This is a genomic window from Nodosilinea sp. AN01ver1 (assembly GCF_050565655.1).
Lineage (GTDB): Bacteria > Cyanobacteriota > Cyanobacteriia > Phormidesmidales > Phormidesmidaceae > Nodosilinea.
The window spans coordinates 11423-29320 of sequence record NZ_JBNXVS010000004.1 but is presented as its reverse complement, the minus strand read 5'-3'; the positions used below and the strand labels follow the sequence as shown (position 1 = coordinate 29320).

Genomic DNA, 17898 nt, shown 5'->3' with positions numbered 1-17898 from the left:
GGGTGGGCGGATGAGCGTCAATATGACTGAATTACTGACTATAGATACTACAGACTAGAGGCTGTTTGCATAGCGATCTGTGCCAGTCGTGCTAACCGCCCAGGCCAAACCCCTATATTCAAAATCGGGATGACAGGATTTGAACCTGCGACATCCTGCTCCCAAAGCAGGCGCGCTACCAAGCTGCGCTACATCCCGTAGTTCACGTCACCAGTATAGCCTGCTTTTTTGCTCAACCGTCATCGCCGATAGCTGTTCCCGCTGACGCTGCTCTGTTTGTTACGATGGGCCTATGGCTATTTCTGCTTACCGCTTAGATCAACTGCCTGGCCTGAGCCCCACCCATGCCCACAACATGGCTCAGCTGGGCTTAACCAGCACTGATCATCTCCGTCGCTATGGAGCTTCTGTGACGCGTCGCCAAAACCTGGCGCAAAAGATGCAGGTGCCGCTGCGCTATGTCACGAAGTGGGTGATTTTGGCTGACTTAGCCCAGGTGCCGGGGGTGGGTTGTCAGTTCAACGGGTTGCTGCTACATGCCGGTATCATGTCTGTGGCTCAGCTGGCAGACTGTACCGCTCAGGGGCTCTACACACGGCTGCGGCGACTACATGTGGCTACCCTACAGCGCAATGACCTTTGCCCCAGTGCCGACCAGGTCAGTCTGTGGATTCAGCAGGCCAGGGCCATTGCTAGAGTGTCTTGAGCGCTAGTCCGGGTACCAGAACATACCTTTAATGCCTTCGGGATCGGGCATAAAGCCAAGCCCTTTGTAAAACTCGACGACCTGAGGGTCGGCAAACAGCGTTACGTTGCTGATGTCTTCGCTGCGCAACTTTTTGATCAGCTGGCGCATGAGTTCTTTGCCCAGGCCGCGCCCTTGAAAATCAGGGTGCACCACCACATCCCAAATGGTGGCGTTGAAGGCGTGGTCAGAGGTGGCGCGAGAAAAGCCCACCAGACGGCGGCGTGAGCCCCGCTGCTCCCACATGGTAACGACGAGATAGCTGTGCTGAATCGCTTTTTTGACCTTGCGGATAGGACGCCGGGCCCAGCCCACGGCATTGCACAGCTCTTCAAGCTCGTAGAGGTCGAGGTCGCGATCGGTGCTAAATACAATAGCGGACCCTTCCCCTTGCTCGGGTAGGGCCTCTAAAACGGTACTCGCCGACCTTGTCTCTCCAGCCGAAGCGTCATCAGACCCGACAAAAAGACTTTTCCAAAAACCCATGCAGGCCCTTTCTGATAGTGAAATGGGACAGCGTTCGTTGGCACCAGCTTAAGCCTCTAAATAACGCCGCACAAAAGCTACAGCTAAGGCTAAACTTAGGGCTGAACACCGTTTCTCATAGTATATCTCCATAAAAACCCGATGCCTTCGATGAGATCGAGATTTGTGCAGACCGGCTTGGGGAAGGGTCCTTCTGTTCACTCTAGGGTGCGATCGCCCCAACGACTGACGGGTTAGAGATGCTCGGCCCCTGAGTGGATTGACGGGTAGAGTCAGACCTTAGAAATCCCTGAGGATCAAGTAGATAGGGCGATCAGCCTGGGCGTTTTCTCTGTCGACAGCGGCTGCTAAAAGCGTTACGACGGGGGTATGTTATTGCTTGGCTAGGGTTTCCTGATGCGGCAGATGCTAACGTTACCTCCATGGAGTTCCGTCCTTCCAACCATGGCCGCTGGCTTAAACCCCTCTACGGTTGAGCTACTGAAGCGTTTCAACCGCGCCTTTCCGCAATTCTATGAGCAGTTTGTCAGCAGCGAGATTCAGCTGCAGAATCTGCGCTTGGCCTACCAGCTTTACAAGCAGCGCAAGGCTGTTCTTGACATCAAGCCCGAGGGCAGCAAGAGCGCGCTGCACTTTGTCTACCGCAACCAGTCGTTTTTGCTCAGCGATATTTTTGGCGTATTGGCCGCCTACGGCCTGACAATTCATAACCTCAGTCTCTATGGGCAAATCTATCCGCCCATGCTGGTGTTTATCAAGCTGGTGGTATCGCGGGGTGGCCAGGCGCTGAGTCCTAAAACGACTGAAAATGTCTGTCGGGCGATTCAAGAAACTCTGGCGGGGCATTTCGAAGTCGAAGAAATGCTGACCGTAGAATTTAATTTGGATGCGGGCCTGGAGCGAGTAGAAACTGAGTTTTACGTCGATCCAGTCTTTCATTTGCCAGCTCTGCTGATTGAGGCCGATAACCAACCAGGCCTCTTCTATAAGGTGATGTACGCCATTTGGCAGGAAGATTTGCTGGTGGTCAACGCCAACCTGCTGGTATGGCGGGGGCGTACTCGCCTGATTCTGTATCTGCTGGGCCCTAACGAGAGTCTAATTCCAGACTATCTGGGCCAAAAAATTGCTGAGGGCATGCGCTACCGCCTCATGGGCTAGGGTACGATGGTCAAAGACCGGCCTCAGAGGGCATTGGCCCATGGCTACTACTACAGTTTTTGGCGTACCCCACTATTACGAGCTCACTGCCGCCAGGAAAACTCCGGCACTGGTCTTCATTCATGGCTGGCTGCTGAGTCATCGGTACTGGCAGCCTGTCATCGAGCGGCTAGCACCTGACCACACCTGCTTGGCCTACGACCTGCGCGGGTTCGGCGAATCGCGCTACGGGCTCGACCAGTACAGACCTGGATTACCTGCTGAGGTTAAAGCTCTGGGGGCTTCGGCCTCGCCCTACGGGCTAGGGGCCTATGCTCGTGATCTGGCGGCGCTGCTAGAGCAGCTCGATCTTGGTCCGGTATGGCTGGTGGGCCATTCGCTGGGAGGCAGCATTGCGCTCTGGATGGCTCACTGCTACCCGCAGCAGGTGCAGGGGGTGGTTTGCCTCAATGCCGGCGGCGGTATTTATCTGGAGCGCGAGTTCCAGCAGTTTCGCCAGGCGGGCCAGTACATTGTCGGCTGGCGGCGTGCCTGGTTGCGCTACACCCTGCTACCGCTGCTGCTGACCCGGATGATGGTGCATCGGCCTTTAGACTACAGCTGGGGCCGCGATCGCTGCCTTGACATGCTGCAGGCCGATACCGCCGCGGCCTTGGGCACCTTGCTAGAGTCAACTACCGAGGCGGAGGTTCACCTCCTGCCCAGACTCGTAGCGGCCCTTCAGCCGCCAGTGTATTTTGTGGCCGGTCGCCAAGACCAGGTGATGAATTTACGCTATGTGCAGCACCTAGCAGGCTATTTGCCGACCAGGCCGGGCCATAGCCCAGTGATTGAGATTGAAAACTGCGGCCACCTGGCAATGGTAGAACAGCCTCAGGTCGTGGCCAAGGTGCTGCAAGATCTGCTGCACACCGCTTCATTGTTGTCTTTAACCTAATCCTTAATCTCAGCTGTAGTAATCCAGGCTGTAGCTCAGCACATAGATTTGCGGAGCAGTTGGCGTTAACTTAACTACGCTTGGGCAGCTATGAAGCGGGCTACCCGACCAACAGGAATAATCTAAAACTTAGCTACAAAACAAAAGAGATGCCGACGACTGGCCGTGTTTCGTCTCGGCATCTCTTCTGGTTCGCTCCTCACACAATTGAATTATATGATCAGGGTGAGGGAATGTCACCCCTAAAAACTACTTTGAATGAACAGTATTTCTTATGAGAGACGGGCTTCAATTGGGGCCAGGGCTACACTGGTCTAAACCGGGCGCTTTAGCTAAGGTCTTCAATCCGCTGCGGTGATCACTGAAGCGGATCACTGTCACTTTAAGGATCCAAAGTTGACTCTGGTTCCTGAGAAGGGCTCCAAAAAATACGGGATCTCTGTATTAGTATTGGATGGTTTACGTAGCTTTCACGATGACAAATCTCTGAAAACCAAGTAGATAAGCTTTCTTTGGTCGTGGCGGGAGTCCTGCTTTGGGGCTGAACTCTGGTCTCAAAGGGTGAGTCGATAAAGGCTACAGGGTCGTCTTTGACTGAACGAGGGGTATGTCTACCTGGTCTGCGCGGCTGATTTGGTTTATGATGCTGCGATTCTGTGCGATCGCGCCTTCTCCCTAGCGTTTACCCCATGGTCATGGTCTGTACCGTCTAACCCAGCTATTGCTATGCAATCATCCCAACGCCCCGATCATGCCCGACCGTTCTTGACCTGGCAACGCATTACCGACTGGGCCCACGCCCACTACCGGGCCAGAACCTTCAATAAAGACGAGCGTATTCCCACTCGGTCTGGGCTGTTGTATTTGGTAGAACGCGGTGCCGTACGCCTAGTCGGTACGGCTCAAGGAGCCACTCCAGATTTGGTCAGCCCCGACCTCGACGACGTGACCGATGAAGAGGGGGCTACCTCCCTAGCTTTGGGACTGAGCGAAGAGGCTTTCTTGGGTTTTGTTGGAGCGGGTCAGCCCTTCGAAATCGTGGCTCAGTCGCCTTTCCTGTTGCAGAGCTTTGCCCACGTCGATCAAACTACAGTTCTCTGGCTCTACTGGAGTGACTTAGACAACTGGCCGCACTTTCGGCGCGAGGTGCTTGACGCCTTTCGCTACCAGCATCAGCGTAAGCTGCTGTGGCTCAGCACCCTGGGGCAGCGCCGCACCATCGATCGCCTGCTGGGCTTTCTAACCCTGCTGATTGAAGAGTTTGGCGAACCCTGCGAGTCGGGCTACTACCTGCCCTGGTCGCTCACCCACGCTCAGATCGGCAGCGCCATCGGCTCTACTCGGGTCACCGTGACTCGCCTGATGGGCAAACTCCGCCAGCGCAAGCTCATTCATATCTACAAAGATGGGCTGATCGCCATTCCCAGCGATCAGAGTACAGCCCGTGAGGCTTTGGGCTAGGGGGTAGGGTACAGGGGCTCGGGAGGCAGCGACGTCGGCTTGACCCCGTTCTTGTCGGCCCCATTCTTGTCAGCGCCGATGGGCTTGAAGTTGAGGGGCAGATTGGTAAACTGCGGCAAAATTTCGGCGGTAAAGGCGGCAGCGGCCTTGGAGCGGTAGCGGTTGGGGTTGAAAATGACCGAGAGGGTGCGGTTGACCACCACCGAATCAATCTTAGCCCGGTGCAGTACGCCCATCTGTAGCTCTTTCTCGATCGCAGAGTTAGACACAAAGGCCACCCCCAGCCCCGACTGCACTGCCGTTTTGATCGCTTCAATGGAGTTCAGCTCCATCTCAATTTTGAGGCGACGGGTTTCGATGCCGCAGCGGGTCAACACCTGGTCAATTACTTTACGAATGGTCGACTGGGAGTCGAGGGCAATGAAGTGCAGCTTGTAGAGGTCTTCGCGCTGAATCACCGCCTGACTGGCCAGCGGGTGAAACATCGGCATAATCAGTGCGAGTTCGTCCTCGGCGTAGGGCACTCTCTCTAAAGAGTCCTGTAGCTCGGGAGGAAGCTCACCACCAATAATGGCCAGGTCAACCTGACCATTGGCCACGCTCCAGGCGGTGCGGCGAGTGGAGTGTACGTGCAGCTGCACTGCCACGTCGGCGTACTTTTGCCGAAACATACCAATCATGCGGGGCAGAAGGTAGGTGCCTGTGGTCTGGCTAGCACCAATAATCAGGGTGCCGCCCTGTAGGTTCTGGAGGTCTTCAATGGCTCGGCAGGTCTCCTGGCATAAGCTGAGAATGCGATCGCCGTAACTCAGCAGCAAATGCCCCGCTTCGGTGAGCTGTGCCCGCCTGCCACCTCGGTCAAACAGCGGTACATCCAGCTGGCGCTCCAGGTTTTGCACCTGCAGGCTAACCGCTGGCTGAGAGACATACAAACTGTCTGCCGCTCGTTTGAAACTGCCCTCCGCTGCAATGGCCTTGAGAATGCGCAGTTGGTCGAGCGTAAAAGGAAGGTCAGACATGGGCATTAACCCTAACGTACGATAATCCTGGGATGCCAACAAACCATGATAGTAGTGCAGGCCAGCCCCTGGCTGTCATCGCAACAGATGTCGCCGTAACAACCCTAGATAGACTCATGGCCTCAAGCCTAGTGTCGAATGAAGTCTGCCATCCTTAGATTACTTGGTTCAGGACATTCGACAACAAAAATTAGAGCGAGACCCCAAGGATTTATGAAACGTCAGGTGATCCAGAATGTCCTAAACTTACCCGGCATCTCTGGGATGGCGCTGATTGATGGGCGCAACCGACCCTTCTTTTTTGGGCCAGACATCAGCCTCAACTCCCATCAGCAGGATGCTCTCGCCCAGGGTATTCAGCAGGTGGTCGACACGACTCCGGCCCATTTCGATACCTTTTCGTTTCGGTTTGCCAACCAGCTCACCCACATCTATAAGCTTGAGCAGGGGTTGATTCTGCTGGTGCTGGTCACCGATCAAATGCCCCTCACCGACTACCGCACCGCCATCGGTCAGCTGAAGGCTACCCTGATCGAAGCTCCCCACAACGCTGTACCTACCTTTCGGCTGCTGGCTGGCTGCGTTACCCTGGGCAGCAGCGCTAGCACCACCGACCCCGCTGCGGCGCTTTCTCCGTCCCTCTCCCCTGCTGAGGGAGCTCAGCCTGAGCCAGCGGGCTCTAAACCGGGTACCCTAGCTCCAGGCCTACAGGAGGTGATAGCGGCCCTCAATCATCTCAGCAATGGGGCTACTCAGTATCTGGGCAAAACCATTGTCATCAACACCTGGAAGCAGTCTCGCCCGGCCCACCCCTGGCTAGAGCAGTTTGAGGTTCAGCGAGATGGCTACTTCGCCGCTGCCGCCCAGGGCCAGCTGCCGCTAACGGCGGAACAGCACCAGTGGATTAAGGACTGGGTTGCGGCCTTTATGGGGCGTGGTGGCAGAACCATCCGCAATTTTCAGGCCCTGGCGAGTAGTCGGCTTACTTCCCAGGAACAGGCCCTTTTGCTCGATCTCCCGTCTTCCCAGGACGGCTGAGCTTCAGGTGAGCCAGTGGCTCCGAGGTGGTGCTACCGCAGCCTGCCCAGGTGTTTCGTCTAGTCCTTATAACCCCCTTCTACCCCATGGCTAAAACCGTTCGCCTAGAGCCCATCGCCCAAGAAACCTCCGTTGAAACCAACGGCAACCTGCTATCGGTCTTGCTCAACAAAGATCTAGATGTGTTGAAAGAGTGTGGCGGTCGGGGCATGTGCGCCACCTGCCATATCTATGTGCAGTCGGGTATGGAGGCGTTGACCCCCATTAACCGCCGTGAGCAGCGGACGCTGGAAGTGATTACCTCCTGCAAGCCCAACTCGCGGCTGGCCTGCCAGGCCCGGGTGGTCGCCAACGGGGTGGTGGTCGAGCTGCCGCCGGGTATGTACGTTAACTCGCTGCAGGACATCGAGGCGTTGATTGGTCGGCGGGCCGATCAAGATCTGCTGCACCCGATTACAGGCGAGGTGCTGGTTGAGCAGGGCAAGCTGATTACGCGATCGGTGATTAGTCAGCTAGAGAAAACGGCTAGCTTTAAAGTGGGTGAGTTCTTTAGCCAGAGCAAAGATTTATAGGTCTACAGTTCATGGCCGAACCCCATAGAACATCTGTTATGGTAGGGCAATGCCGTAGTTGAGTTTTATACCAACCCCCTATGGACTCTGCTCTTTCCCTGAGTGCTCGCCACGAGCAGGTGCTACAGGCCACGATTCGTCACTATATTGCTACAGCAGAGCCGGTTGGGTCGCGGGCCTTGGCCCAGGAGTACGACCTGAAGGTAAGCCCAGCGACGGTGCGCAACACCATGGGCCTGCTGGAGAAATACGGCCTCCTTTACCAGCCCCACACCTCGGCGGGGCGAGTGCCTTCGGATTTTGGCTATCGGCTGTACGTTGATCGGCTGATGTCGCCCTCCACGCGGGTGGGGCGGCGGGTGGATGCTGCCCTGTCGGAGGAGCTGGACTGGGTGGGGCGCAGCCTGGAGTCGCTGCTGCGATCGGCCACCCAAATTTTGGCCCAAATCAGCGGCTATTTGGCCCTGATTACGGTGCCCCAGTCGAGTAGCGCGATTATTCGCCACATTCAGCTGGTGGCGGTAGATGGGGAGCAGGTGCTGATGGTGGTGCTGCTCGACTCGCTGGCGACCCAATCGGTGGTAGTGCAGCTGCCGGCGTTGCTGGGAGAACCGACTCAGCCGACGGAGGAACTGGGCCGTCGTCACCTCGAAATTTTGTCGAATTTTCTGAGTCACCACCTGCGGGGAAGGCCGCTGGCCGATGTGGCTACGCTGAACTGGGGCGATCTCGATGCTGATTTTCAGCACTACGGAGCGCTACTCTGCCAGGCGCTGGACAATCTGGCGCGGCGATCGCGGGCACCAGAAACGCCCCAGCTGGTGATTAGCGGTCTGTCGGAGGTGCTGCGCCAGCCCGAGTTTTCCGATGCCCAGCGAATTCAGTCGATTGTGCGGCTGCTGGAAGAAGGCCAGTCGCAGCTGTGGCCCCTGTTTTTTGACACTCCGCCCGTGGCAAGCCAAACGCTCAACGGCGTGGATGTGAAGGTTTGGATTGGGGCTGAGAACCCGCTAGAGCCCATGCAGGGCTGTGCGCTGGTCGTGTCGAACTACACTCGCTGCGACGCTTCTGTGGGCAGTGTGGGTGTACTGGGCCCCACCCGCATGGTCTACGAAAACGCTGTGGCCGTGGTCAAGGCGGCGGCAGACTACCTATCGACTGCCCTCAGCGCGTAGGGGTATCCCGAGTATGGCCCCAGTTGGGCAGGGAATGCCGTGATTATCACTGAACTGCTGGCAATTTTGTCGATCGCGGCGGCGACGGGGCTACGGTTGGCCCTGCCCCTGCTGCTGATTGGGCTGATGTCTGGCCCGCAGCTCTGGTCTAACGTGCCGCTGCTGTCGCGTCTGCCCCCAGCCCTGGTGTTGGGGATACTGGCCATCTGGTCTATGGCCGAGCTGATGCTGTCAAAAGATCGCTACAGCCAGCGTTTCTTTCAGATTCTTGAGCTGTTTTTGAGTCCTGGGGTAGGTGCCCTGGCCGGTTTGGCCGTAGCTAGAACCTTTGGCCTAGACGGCTGGATTAACCTGCTGATTGGCCTGATTAGCGGTCTATTAGCCCTGGTCATTCAGCTGCTGCAGGTGGGCTGGTTCTACCGCCCCCGCCGCCCGCCGCTGTGGCTTTTCTTTGTGGTAGATGGGCTTTGTATTGTGCTGGCGGTGCTGGCCTTTGATGCTCCTAACCAGGGGGGGATTATTGCGCTGCTGCTGCTGTGGCTGGTGATTCGAACGTCGTACCTGTGGCGGCACTGGCCGCGACGCTCAAAGCCGAAGCCCTAATACGGCTAGGGCATCAGGGCCTGGGGTTAAACGGCATGAGATGTAATGGTCCGGGGCACAAACCTTAGGGCGTACCACAATTGTGGCTAAAAGCTCGGTACATCAAGCCTTGCCACGCCCGACCAAAACGACAAGCTAGGGGCTGTAACCCTTGATTTTGGAACGTTTAGCAGCCATTTGATGACAGTCCTTAGAGAATGCCCACGAAGTGCAGGGGGCCGCGACCGCTGACCAGCTCCAGCAGTAGGGCTAAAAAGCCCACCATAGCCAGACGCCCGTTCCACACCTCGGCGACGGGGGTGAGGCCCCAGGCCGATCGCTCCTGGGGGTAAATCTTGACCTTTTTGTCGGGGTGCACCACATCGGAGAAAAGCTGGCGGGGGGCGGCCAGGGCTTCATTGACCATATCGGCCATATCGGTGATAAATCGGGGATGGGTGTTGAGGGCCGGCACCCGATGGAAGCCCGGGATCCCGGCCTCGTGGGCAATCTCCCGGTACTCCATGTCGATTTCTTGCAGGGTTTCGATGTGCTCGGAGACGAAACTGATGGGCACCACGACCAGGTCTTTAACGCCCTGCTGGGCCAGCTGCTCGATCGCATCTTCGGTGTAGGGCTGGAGCCATTCCACTGGTCCCACCCGGCTTTGATAGGCCAGGGTGTAGGGGTTGGGGCGATCGAGCGCCTGCATGATCAGCTCGGTGCAGTGCTGAATTTCGCGCTGGTAGGGGTCGCCCGCCTCTTCGACGTAACTCACGGGTACACCGTGGGCGCTAAAGAAAATGTGGGCCTGGTCGGGATTGTCGAGCTTGTCGAGCTCTTTGGCAATCAGGTCGGCCATGGCCTCGGTATAGCCGGGGCGATCGTACCAGGAGGGGATGGCGGTGTAGACAATGCGCTGCAGGGCCGGATCTTCGAGCCAGAGCCGCTCTAGCAGGCGAAAGCTGGAGCCGCTGGTGCTGATCGAAAACTGTGGGTATAGGGGCAGCACCACCAGCTTCTCGATGCCGTCGCGCTTGATCTGGGCAACGGCCTCTTCGGTGAAAGGGTACCAGTAGCGCATGCCGATGTAGATATTGGCCTCGGTGCCCTGGTCGGCTAGCACCTGCTTGAGGGCCTCGGCCTGTTCTTCGGTAATGCGGCGCAGGGGTGACCCACCCCCGATCTGCTGGTAATTTTCTTGGGACTGCTTGGCCCGCGAGCTAGAAATCAACCAGGCCAGGGGCCGCTGTAACCAGGGGAAGGGCAGGCGAATAATCTCTGGATCGGCAAACAGGTTGAACAGAAAGGGACGAACATCGTCGAGCTGTTCTGGCCCCCCTAGATTTAGCAATAAGACCCCGACACGACCCATGGCACTGTTGTGGTTTTAAAGTAGGTACTCATATCTGACAATATTCTACAAGCTGGATGAACGGTTTCCGACCCCGATGGCTGTCTCTGCCTCTCTCGATCGCGCGATCGCAGCGCTAAACGCCCGTTTTAAAGCGGCTCGCCTGGGGCTACAGGTGGAGTGCCGGGGCGATCGCCTCAGCCTGCGGGGCACCCTGCCGCCCCGCCCCGACAGCACCAAGACCCGCCCCTACCAGCAGCGCATTCCCCTCAAGCTGCCCGCTACCGCCGCCGGGCTGAAGCAGATTGAGCGCGAGGCCAAGGTGATTGCTGCCCAGCTGATCGAGCGGCGGTTCAGCTGGGCTGATTATCTGCCTCAGACCGCAGCACTTCAGCTCGACCAGCTGCCCCTAGACGAGCGGATCACTCGGTTTGAGGCCCATATGCTGGCCCAGTCTGACCCCGGTGCCGCCGCCCTGGCCTCGCGCAAGACCACCTGGGAGAAGGCCTATGCTCCCTACCTCAAAAAGCTGCTGGCCCAGGTCGAACAGCAGCCGCGACAGGCTCTAGACGCCGCAATTGTCGCCACGCTCGCAGCTCTGCCGTCCCACTCGCGCAGCCGCCAGGTGGCCTGTACGGCCCTGAAAGCCTTTGCTGAGTTTCAGGGGATAGCGCTGCCTGAAGATATTGATAAGCTGGGCGGCCAGTACGGCAGCAGCAAGGCCCAGCGACGGTTGCTGCCCTCCGACGAGGTGATTGTCGAGTGGTGCGATCGCATCCCTAACCCGGCCTGGCGCTATGTGTATGGGGTGATGGCCACCTATGGCCTGCGTAACCACGAGGTGTTTTTCTGCGACTATCAGGAACTGCGTCAGGGCGACCCTGAGGGCCGTATTACCGTACTCGAAACCACTAAAACAGGCCTCCATGATGTCTGGCCTTTTTACCCCGAATGGATCGATCGCTTTGGCCTGCGCCAGGGCCAACTGCCGCCTATCAATACCGATTTGACCACGACGACGCTTCAGCGGGTGGGCCAGCAGGTGGCGATTCAGTTTAAGCGCTACGGAGTGCCTTTTGCGCCCTACGACCTGCGCCACGCCTGGGCGGTGCGCACCATCCATTTTGGTCTGCCCGATACAGTCGCGGCCCGCATGATGGGTCACTCGGTTGCTATTCACAACCGCACCTACCACCGCTGGATTACTCACCGCGATCAGCGCCAGGCCGTGCAGACGGCCCTGCGAAACCGCCCTTGATAGCGGTAAATGTGCCCTGGCAACCGCCAGTTGAGCTGGGCATACACCGCCAAGCGACCTGGCTGCTAGCACTCTTGCCGCAGATGCAAGCCACTTTGGGTAGAGAAGATGGAAGCTTAACGATATGCTAAGAAACATCACAGGGTAGTTTGCGCCTAGGGCAAGGCCTAGGCAGGCCGACGCGTTGGCTCTGTTGAGGAACTCTGCGCCATCCTAGGCCCACGATGCCATCGACACCTTAGGGATGTGCCTCACCATGAAAATTTTGCTTGTTGAGGATGACCTAGCCACTCGGGATCTGCTGGTGTTTCACCTGACGGCGGCCCGCTACACCGTTGAACAGGCTGCTGATGGCATTACTGCTCAGGAGCTGGCGGCGCTGTGGAACTACGACCTGATTTTGCTCGATGTCAATATTCCGCGCCTGGATGGCCTTAGCCTGTGCCGCCAGCTGCGGAAGCAGGGTGTCTCGACACCTATCTTGATGATCACGGCCCAGGCTGGGGACGAGGACGTGATTACCGGGCTGGATGCTGGCGCTGACGACTACGTGACCAAGCCCTTTGAGGTGTCGCAGGTGCTGGCCCGCATTCGCGCTCTGCTGCGACGAGGGGCACGGGCCGCGATGATTCCATCGCTGGTGTGGGGCCAGCTGTGCCTCGACCCTACCCTGGCCCAGGTTACTTATGGTGGCCAGGTGGTGCCCCTAACCCCCAAAGAGTACAGCCTGCTGGAGCTGTTTTTGCGCCATCCGCAGCGGGTGTTTAGTCGTAGCACTATTCTCGACCACCTGTGGACCATTGACGACTCGCCTACCGAGGGGGCGGTCACTAACCTGGTCAAAGACCTGCGCAACCGCCTCAAGCGCAGCGGCGTGGTTGAAAACGTGATTCAGACCGTGTACGGCTTAGGCTATCGCCTGCGTGACGTGCCCCCAACGCTGGTGGCGGCAGCTTTACCGTCCCAGAGCAATGACGTCGGTGGGCTCAACGGAGACCATGGGCCTAACCGATCTTCTGCCTCTGCTCAAGCTGAACAGATACAGGGGCTAGCGTCGGTGGCGGTAGCGGCCGAGAGGGCTGCGGTACCCCAGGCGTTAGAGGCGATCGCGGCTCGGTTTCAGGCCTCGCTACAGGCGCGGCTGACGCTGGTGGAGGCGGCGGTGCGATCGCTGCAAGCGGGCAACTTGCCCCCTCAACAGCGCGTCATTGCTCAGGACGAAGCCCACCGCCTGGCCGGCGGGCTGGGCACCTTTGGCTACGAGGACGGATCGACCCATGCTCGCCAGATTGAGCGCCTGTTAGGCGATTGCGATCTGCAGGCGGAACAGAGTGACCAGCTCTCGCGATCGCTGCTGGCCCTGAAACAAACCCTGACGTTGACTTCTAACCCCCTAGAACGGGTGCCAGAGCAAACGCCCAATTTGGTCGCCAATAGCGCGGCCAGTACTGCCCCAGCGCCCCGCCATTGGGGGGTAGCGCTGTCGGTGGAGCCCGAACTGCTCAATCGGCTGCAGGCCGACGCCGCTGACTGGGGCTGGCACCTCGATCGCGCTACTAGCCTGGCCGAACTCATGCAGGTGCTGGCCCAGGGTAAGGCCGAGGCGGTGATTATTACCCTTGATCAGGGGGTGGCCCTGGCCGAGAAGCTGGCTCCCCTGCGGGAAGTGAAGCATCGCTACCCGCGGCTGCCGGTGATGGTATTAACCTGCCACGAAAGCCTGGAGGAGCGCGTTCAGGTGGCCCGACTACAGGGCGATCGCTACCTGGTGGCCCCGGCCACTCCGCGTCAGGTGTTCGACTGCCTCGATCAGCTCTTGCCCGATGCCCAGACCCCCGAGTCGCAGGTCATGGTTGTGGATAACGACCCGGTGACCTGCGCGGCCATTACCGAACTGCTCACCCCCTGGGGACTACAGGTCACTGAGCTAGACGACCCCAGCCAGTTCTGGGAGGTGCTGCGGCAAACCCAGCCCGACCTGCTGCTGCTGGCCCTTGAAATGCCCACCTTTAGCGGTATCGACCTGTGTCAAGTGGTGCGCCAAGACTCGCGCTTTGGCAACTTGCCCATTCTAATGGTGGCGGCCCATCCCGATACGGTCACTGTGCGCCAAGTGTTTGAAGCGGGGGGCGATGACCTGATTGGTAAACCGATTGTGGGGCCAGAGCTGGTGACGCGGGTGCTGAGCCGAATTGAGCGATCGCGGCTGCGCCAGCAGATCGAGCAAATGAGCCACCGCCAGGCCCTCTACTGGGATCAGCAAAACACCACCGACTCCCTCACGCAGGTGGCCAACAGTTCCCATTTCGACGCCTTTTTGCAGCAGCAGTGGGAGCGCCACCGCCAGGATCAGGCTCCTATTTCACTCATTTTGTGCAGTCCTGACCACCTGCGAACCTACTATCAGATTTACGGCCAGCAGTCCGGAGACGTCGCGCTGCGCCGCATTGCCCGCACCCTGTATCGCACCGTCAACCCCAATATCGATCTGGTGGCCCGCTGCGGCGATGAAGAGTTTGCGGTGGTGCTGCCCAACACCAACCTGGATGGCGCGCTCCGGGTCGTTTCGCGCATGCAGCAGGCGGTTAGCGACTTAAAAATCCCCTGCCCTGCGGCCACCGCCAAGCACATTACCCTCAGTCTGGGCATTGGGGGCACCACGCCCACCAAAACGCTGTCGAGCGATCACCTGCTTAAAACCGCCGATCAGGCTCTGCAAGACGCCAAAGTACGAGGCGGCAACACGTTCTGCCTCTATCCCATCTGCTGACTGGGGCTCATTTGATTCTGAGTCATCTGAGCTGATGCTTTCGCTACGGCATTGAACTAAACCACCCTCGACATGAAGTTCTCCCTGCGAAATTTGCTGATTGTTCCCTTTCTGCTGCAGATTATCGGCATTACTGGGGTGGTGGGCTACCTGTCGTATCGCAGCGGTCAGCGGGCGGTGCAGGCGTTGGCCAGCCAGCTCATGGCTGAAACCAGCCAGCGGGTTGAAGAAGGCCTATTGGGCTACCTCAAAACGCCTCAGCTGATTACCACCGTGAATGCCCATCTGGTGCAGCAGGGGCAGTTTAGCAGCACCCGTTTAGCGGCTCTAGAGGGGCACTTTGTTCAACAGCTTCAGCTTTTCTCTGAGCTGGAGGGGCTGGCTATGGCCAACCAGACCGGCGCTTTTTTAAATGTTGCCCGTCTAGCCAATGGAGATTTGATCCTGCGCCGCCGTAACATCACGAGCAATGACGGAGCCCTTTACCGCTATCGCATCGATCGCGACGGGCAAAATTTAACCGCTTTAGATTCGCCCCGGTTTAACTACGACCCTCAGCGCGATCCCCCTGACGATCCGTGGTACAGCGCTGCTCAGCGATCTCCCGCAGGGCTCTGGCGTCTGGTGGTCTCTCTCAGCCAGGGGGCTGAGCAGCCGCAGCTGGTCATGGTGCGGTTTATGCCAATTTTTGACCAGTCGGGGCAGACAGCGGGGGTGATAAGCACTGGCGTGTCGCTGACAGAGCTCGGCAATTTTATGCAAAGCAGAGCGGCTGGGCTGAGGGGCCAGCTGTTTTTGATAGAACCCAACGGCGACCTGGTCGCCACCTCTACCGGCGAAGTGCCCTTTGACCTTCAGGCCAAGGCCGACCACGCTGAAAATGTCGCTGTGCAACCCCGCCGCATGTCCGTGACCCAGAGCCGTAACCGACTGACTCGCGCTGTCGCCCAAACCCTGGTAGAGCAGCACCAGGCCCTAAACCAGATCCAGACGCCCGCTTTTGCAAAACTGCGGCTGGAAGACCAGCGGTATTTTGTCAAAGCAACGCCCCTGGGGGGAGAACTGAACTGGATTTTAGTCACTGTCATCCCCACCTCAGAGTTTATGGTCAACATCTATGCCAATGTCGCTCGGACAGGGCTGCTGTGCGTTCTGGCGCTGATGGGGTCGATTGGGCTGGGTCTATGGACAGCGGGGTACATTACCCAGCCGATTCTGTCGCTCCAGCGGGCTACCCAGGCGTTTACCAACGGCATGGCGGTAGTGCCCCCCACTCAGCCCAGTCGCATTCAGGAAGTAGAGGCGCTGCGCCAGGGGTTCGACCATATGGTGGGGCAGCTGGTGGGGTCGTTTCAGAACCTCAAAGATCGCGAAAACACCCTGGCCACCTTTCTCAACGGCGTGCCTGTAGCGCTTAGCGTCCACGACCAGACCGGGCAAATGCTGTTTCTCAACGCTAAGGGTAAAGAGCTTTTGGTCAATGGCATTACCCTGGCCAATGCTGAGCAGCTGGCGGAAACCTATCGCCTCTATCGGGCCGGTAGCGAGGATCTCTACCCTACGGACGAACTGCCGGTGGTGCGAGGACTGCGGGGAGAAACCGCCGACATTGACGACATTGAGGTCGATACTGGCGAGCGGCGGATTCCGTTGGAGGTGCACACAATTCCGGTGTTCAATAGCCAGGGGCAGGTGATCTACTCGATCAACACCTTTCAAGACATTACCGAACGGCGTCAGGCTGAGCAGCTGCGGGCCAACTACCAGCGCGAGCTAGAGCAGCAGGTGGCCGAGCAAACGGCCTCGCTGTACGCCAGTGAAATTACCAAGCAGGCGCTGATTAACGCCATTCCTGATTTGCTCATGCGGCTGGGGCGCGACGGCCTGCCGCGAGAAATCTACAATCTGGAAGCTGTGCACTGGATTGGCGACACCGCTCAGCCCTACACGGCCACTATGTATGACAACCTGCCCCGGCCGATCGCCCAAGAGCGTCAGCATTGTGTGGAACAGGCTCTGGCTACGGGCACCATTCAGCGTCAGGAGTACGAATTTCTGCATCAGGGTCAGGTCTTTTGCGAAGAGGCGCGGATTATTCCGGTCACGGAGGATGAGGTACTGGTGGTGGTGCGCGACATCAGCGATCGCCACAAAATCGACCGACTCAAGGATGAATTTATCTCTATTGTGAGCCATGAGCTGCGGACGCCCCTAACGGCTATTCGCGGTGCTCTGGGCATTTTAGAGACGGGAGTACTGCAAAATCGGCCCCAAAAGGCCCGGCAAATGCTGCATATGGCGCTCAATAACACCGAACGGCTGATTCGGTTGGTCAATGACATTCTCGACCTAGAGCGGCTCACCTCGGGCCGCATAGACCTCAAGCTAGAGCCCTACCCCATGGCTGACCTGATGGCTCTGGCCGCCAGTGGCGTAGAGGCGATCGCCGTAGAGGCCGGTGTAGAGCTGCGGGTAAGGCCCATTGACGCTACGGTCATGGTGGCCCCCGATGCGATTGTGCAAACGCTCACCAACCTGCTGAGCAACGCGATCAAATTTTCGGAGCCGGGGAGTAAAATCTGGCTGATGGCAGAGACGGTTGCCCCACCAAATGGCGAAGCTGGGCAAGCACCGCTTGAATCTCTACCAGAATTTCTGCGGGTGGCGGTTCAAGACCAGGGTCGGGGTATTCCGGCCGATCGGTTGGAGATCGTTTTTGAGCGCTTTCAGCAGGTGGATGTGTCAGACTCGCGCCAGCGGGGCGGTACGGGGTTGGGGCTGGCGATCTGCAAGCAGATTGTTGAGCAGCACGGCGGCAAAATTTGGGTGGAGAGCCAGCTCGCTCAGGGGAGCACGTTTTACTTCACCCTGCCGCTGAAGGGGGTATGAGCAAACGTATTTTAGTCATTGACGACGAGTTGGATATTCGGGAGGTGGTTTGCCTGTCGCTAGAGGAGTTTGGCGGCTGGCAAACCGACAGTGCGGGCTCGGGCCTGGCCGGTGTAGCAAAGGCGGTTGCCTGGCCCTGGGACGCGATTTTGCTAGATGTGTCGATGCCGGATATCGACGGGCTTGCCGTATATAGCGAGCTTCAGGCTCGCCCCAAGACCCGATCCATACCGGTCATTTTGCTAACGGCCAAAGTTTTGCCCAGCGATCGCGAGCGGTTTGCGACTTTGGGCGTAGCTGGGGTAATTGCTAAACCCTTTAACCCCGTCACGGTGTGGCAACAGGTGGCCCAGATTTTAGGCTGGGCCACCTGAGCTAGATTAATGATCGGTTATCGAGCCGCTGAACCGGGGCACACAGATAAATACCCACCTCCAGCAGGGGCCAAAAC

Annotated in this window: 15 protein-coding genes and 1 tRNA gene; 12 read left to right on the top strand and 4 right to left on the bottom strand. The window is 58.3% G+C overall.

Going from position 1 to position 17898, the window contains the following annotated elements; all coding sequences use genetic code 11:
- Window positions 1–124: 124 nt before the first annotated feature.
- Window positions 125–198 (bottom strand) — tRNA-Pro (locus ACQ4N7_RS05340).
- Window positions 199–292: 94 nt separating this feature from the next.
- On the opposite strand from ACQ4N7_RS05340, the gene ACQ4N7_RS05335 reads away from it, so the two are divergent.
- Window positions 293–706, top strand: a complete 414-nt coding sequence (locus tag ACQ4N7_RS05335; RefSeq protein ID WP_430710578.1) for a DUF4332 domain-containing protein — start codon at window positions 293–295, stop codon at window positions 704–706.
- 3 nt (window positions 707–709) lie between these two features.
- Here ACQ4N7_RS05335 and ACQ4N7_RS05330 read toward each other — a convergent pair whose 3' ends face one another.
- Window positions 710–1231: a GNAT family N-acetyltransferase gene (locus ACQ4N7_RS05330; RefSeq protein ID WP_430710577.1), complete on the bottom strand. Its 522-nt coding sequence runs from the start codon at window positions 1229–1231 to the stop codon at window positions 710–712.
- Between the two features lie 444 nt (window positions 1232–1675).
- Here ACQ4N7_RS05330 and ACQ4N7_RS05325 point away from each other — a divergent pair, with 444 nt between their 5' ends.
- From ACQ4N7_RS05325 to ACQ4N7_RS05315, 3 genes are all read left to right on the top strand, one after another.
- Complete coding sequence (locus ACQ4N7_RS05325; protein WP_430710576.1) at window positions 1676–2392, top strand: hypothetical protein; 717 nt, start codon at window positions 1676–1678, stop codon at window positions 2390–2392.
- A gap of 40 nt (window positions 2393–2432) precedes the next feature.
- The gene (locus ACQ4N7_RS05320; protein WP_430710575.1) at window positions 2433–3329 is read left to right on the top strand and encodes an alpha/beta fold hydrolase; all 897 of its coding nucleotides are present in this window, start codon (window positions 2433–2435) and stop codon (window positions 3327–3329) included.
- Window positions 3330–4055: 726 nt separating this feature from the next.
- Complete coding sequence (locus ACQ4N7_RS05315; protein ID WP_430710574.1) at window positions 4056–4790, top strand: Crp/Fnr family transcriptional regulator; 735 nt, start codon at window positions 4056–4058, stop codon at window positions 4788–4790.
- Here ACQ4N7_RS05315 and ACQ4N7_RS05310 read toward each other — a convergent pair.
- Complete coding sequence (locus ACQ4N7_RS05310; protein ID WP_430710573.1) at window positions 4787–5809, bottom strand: LysR family transcriptional regulator; 1023 nt, start codon at window positions 5807–5809, stop codon at window positions 4787–4789. The genes ACQ4N7_RS05315 and ACQ4N7_RS05310 overlap by 4 nt on opposite strands.
- A 264-nt stretch (window positions 5810–6073) precedes the next feature.
- Here ACQ4N7_RS05310 and ACQ4N7_RS05305 point away from each other — a divergent pair, with 264 nt between their 5' ends.
- The 4 genes from ACQ4N7_RS05305 (at window position 6074) to ACQ4N7_RS05290 (ending at window position 9197) form a co-directional block, all read left to right on the top strand.
- The gene (locus tag ACQ4N7_RS05305) at window positions 6074–6847 is read left to right on the top strand and encodes a hypothetical protein (RefSeq protein ID WP_430710572.1); all 774 of its coding nucleotides are present in this window, start codon (window positions 6074–6076) and stop codon (window positions 6845–6847) included.
- A gap of 86 nt (window positions 6848–6933) precedes the next feature.
- Entirely contained in the window at window positions 6934–7419 is a 486-nt protein-coding gene (locus ACQ4N7_RS05300; RefSeq protein ID WP_430710571.1) for a 2Fe-2S iron-sulfur cluster-binding protein, read from the top strand.
- A gap of 80 nt (window positions 7420–7499) precedes the next feature.
- The gene (hrcA, locus tag ACQ4N7_RS05295; RefSeq protein WP_430710570.1) at window positions 7500–8594 is read left to right on the top strand and encodes a heat-inducible transcriptional repressor HrcA; all 1095 of its coding nucleotides are present in this window, start codon (window positions 7500–7502) and stop codon (window positions 8592–8594) included.
- 39 nt (window positions 8595–8633) lie between these two features.
- Window positions 8634–9197: a DUF4126 domain-containing protein gene (locus ACQ4N7_RS05290; RefSeq protein WP_430710569.1), complete on the top strand. Its 564-nt coding sequence runs from the start codon at window positions 8634–8636 to the stop codon at window positions 9195–9197.
- A gap of 190 nt (window positions 9198–9387) precedes the next feature.
- Here the strand turns inward: ACQ4N7_RS05290 and hemH are convergent, their stop codons facing one another.
- On the bottom strand, window positions 9388–10551 hold the full coding sequence (hemH, locus tag ACQ4N7_RS05285; protein WP_430710568.1) for a ferrochelatase: 1164 nt from the start codon (window positions 10549–10551) through the stop codon (window positions 9388–9390).
- Between the two features lie 76 nt (window positions 10552–10627).
- Here hemH and ACQ4N7_RS05280 point away from each other — a divergent pair, with 76 nt between their 5' ends.
- From ACQ4N7_RS05280 to ACQ4N7_RS05265, 4 genes are all read left to right on the top strand, one after another.
- Window positions 10628–11788 (top strand): site-specific integrase, encoded by a 1161-nt coding sequence (locus tag ACQ4N7_RS05280; RefSeq protein WP_430710567.1) that lies wholly within the window; start codon window positions 10628–10630, stop codon window positions 11786–11788.
- A gap of 256 nt (window positions 11789–12044) precedes the next feature.
- Window positions 12045–14558: a response regulator gene (locus ACQ4N7_RS05275; protein ID WP_430710566.1), complete on the top strand. Its 2514-nt coding sequence runs from the start codon at window positions 12045–12047 to the stop codon at window positions 14556–14558.
- A 72-nt stretch (window positions 14559–14630) separates the two neighbouring features.
- Window positions 14631–17447 carry an ATP-binding protein gene (locus ACQ4N7_RS05270; protein WP_430710565.1) on the top strand — a complete coding sequence of 939 codons (2817 nt, stop codon included), beginning with the start codon at window positions 14631–14633 and terminating at the stop codon, window positions 17445–17447.
- The gene (locus ACQ4N7_RS05265) at window positions 17444–17821 is read left to right on the top strand and encodes a response regulator (protein WP_430710564.1); all 378 of its coding nucleotides are present in this window, start codon (window positions 17444–17446) and stop codon (window positions 17819–17821) included. Before ACQ4N7_RS05270 ends, ACQ4N7_RS05265 begins: the two co-directional genes overlap by 4 nt.
- The last annotated feature ends 77 nt before the right edge of the window (window positions 17822–17898 follow it).

Coding starts and splice junctions, on each gene's coding strand:
- ACQ4N7_RS05335 (WP_430710578.1), top strand. CDS start 293: ATGGCTATTTCTGCTTACCGCTTAGATCAACTGCCTGGCCTGAGCCCC.
- ACQ4N7_RS05330 (WP_430710577.1), bottom strand. CDS start 1,231: ATGGGTTTTTGGAAAAGTCTTTTTGTCGGGTCTGATGACGCTTCGGCT.
- ACQ4N7_RS05325 (WP_430710576.1), top strand. CDS start 1,676: ATGGCCGCTGGCTTAAACCCCTCTACGGTTGAGCTACTGAAGCGTTTC.
- ACQ4N7_RS05320 (WP_430710575.1), top strand. CDS start 2,433: ATGGCTACTACTACAGTTTTTGGCGTACCCCACTATTACGAGCTCACT.
- ACQ4N7_RS05315 (WP_430710574.1), top strand. CDS start 4,056: ATGCAATCATCCCAACGCCCCGATCATGCCCGACCGTTCTTGACCTGG.
- ACQ4N7_RS05310 (WP_430710573.1), bottom strand. CDS start 5,809: ATGTCTGACCTTCCTTTTACGCTCGACCAACTGCGCATTCTCAAGGCC.
- ACQ4N7_RS05305 (WP_430710572.1), top strand. CDS start 6,074: ATGGCGCTGATTGATGGGCGCAACCGACCCTTCTTTTTTGGGCCAGAC.
- ACQ4N7_RS05300 (WP_430710571.1), top strand. CDS start 6,934: ATGGCTAAAACCGTTCGCCTAGAGCCCATCGCCCAAGAAACCTCCGTT.
- hrcA (WP_430710570.1), top strand. CDS start 7,500: ATGGACTCTGCTCTTTCCCTGAGTGCTCGCCACGAGCAGGTGCTACAG.
- hemH (WP_430710568.1), bottom strand. CDS start 10,551: ATGGGTCGTGTCGGGGTCTTATTGCTAAATCTAGGGGGGCCAGAACAG.
- ACQ4N7_RS05280 (WP_430710567.1), top strand. CDS start 10,628: ATGGCTGTCTCTGCCTCTCTCGATCGCGCGATCGCAGCGCTAAACGCC.
- ACQ4N7_RS05275 (WP_430710566.1), top strand. CDS start 12,045: ATGAAAATTTTGCTTGTTGAGGATGACCTAGCCACTCGGGATCTGCTG.
- ACQ4N7_RS05270 (WP_430710565.1), top strand. CDS start 14,631: ATGAAGTTCTCCCTGCGAAATTTGCTGATTGTTCCCTTTCTGCTGCAG.
- ACQ4N7_RS05265 (WP_430710564.1), top strand. CDS start 17,444: ATGAGCAAACGTATTTTAGTCATTGACGACGAGTTGGATATTCGGGAG.